The organism is Asaia sp. W19 (genome assembly GCF_003994335.1).
Classification (GTDB): domain Bacteria; phylum Pseudomonadota; class Alphaproteobacteria; order Acetobacterales; family Acetobacteraceae; genus Asaia.
In genome coordinates this window covers 1-1,096 of record NZ_PNQZ01000206.1, presented here as the reverse complement: position 1 = coordinate 1,096, position 1,096 = coordinate 1, and the positions used below count along the sequence as shown (strand labels likewise).

2 protein-coding genes are annotated in these 1,096 nt (G+C 59.7%); one reads left to right on the top strand and one right to left on the bottom strand.

Translation table 11 applies throughout. The features are described from left to right. Positions 1 to 274: hypothetical protein (locus C0V97_RS18055; protein ID WP_199752047.1), on the bottom strand; the 274-nt coding region annotated here is incomplete at its 3' end. A gap of 300 nt (positions 275 to 574) precedes the next feature. On the opposite strand from C0V97_RS18055, the gene C0V97_RS18050 reads away from it, so the two are divergent. Beyond that, positions 575 to 1,096: dihydroxy-acid dehydratase (locus tag C0V97_RS18050; RefSeq protein ID WP_199752044.1), on the top strand; the 522-nt coding region annotated here is incomplete at its 3' end.

Here is a 1,096-nt window from a genome sequence, read left to right as displayed (position 1 = left end):
CGGCGGGAACGGGGCCTGACAGGCTCACGAGTGTGTTGCGTCGCGCGTTGGTGGAAACCGGTGCGGATGCTGAAGCGACGGCCGGCGAAGTCGTGCTTGCGGTGCTGGCCATGCGCTTGCCGGCGCTCTTATGCGCTGCCTTGTGATGGGCGGAGCTGGATGCCTTGACAGGTTTGCTCGTTGTTTCGGCGACAGCTGGCAAACTGGCGCCGGCAAGGATTGTCGCGCCGAGGAGCAGCGAGGTGCGGCAAAGACGCGTGCGTGTAATGGCCATCGGACACTTTCGCGAAAGGAAATGGAGGCGGAAGGATCTCCGCAATTGCCGCCGAGATGGCACAACGTGATCGAGGGTTTCAATCTCGTAATGTGACGTCACCCGATGTAATTGTGACAATTTGATTGCGATGTGTTCCCGATGCAACAGCCAGTTTCTTGCGCGGCGATATAAAAATTTAAAAAAAAGCCATTGAGGAAAATTTTATTACTCTTGCGCTCTTGACCCATAGATCACGGAAACTTTACAAGGGCGCAGCTCGCGAAAACGCGAGCACCAAACATCCGTCAGTGAGCTGCCATGTCCGTTCATCCCGTCGTTGCTTCCGTCACAGAGCGCATCATCGAGCGTTCCGCCGTGTCGCGGCGCCGTTATCTCGCATTGATGGAGCTCAACCGGCAGAAAGGTATCTCGCGTCCGCGCATGGCCTGCGGCAATCTGGCTCATGCGATGGCCGCCTCGGGCGAGGACAAGGCGCAGCTCATGCGCGGGGGCGGCGTCAACCTGGGCGTGATCACAAGCTATAACGACATGCTCTCGGCGCATCAGCCTTATGCGCGATACCCCGATCAGATGAAGCTGTTCGCGCGTGAGATGGGGGCAACCCTGCAGGTGGCTGGCGGCGTGCCCGCCATGTGCGATGGCGTGACCCAGGGGCAGGAGGGTATGGAGCTCTCGCTGCTCTCGCGGGATAATATCGCGATGGGAACGGCTATCGGGCTGAGCCACGGCATGTTCGAGGGCGTGGCTCTGCTGGGTATCTGCGACAAGATCGTGCCCGGGCTGCTCATGGGTGCGCTGCGTTTTGGCCATTTGCCAGCG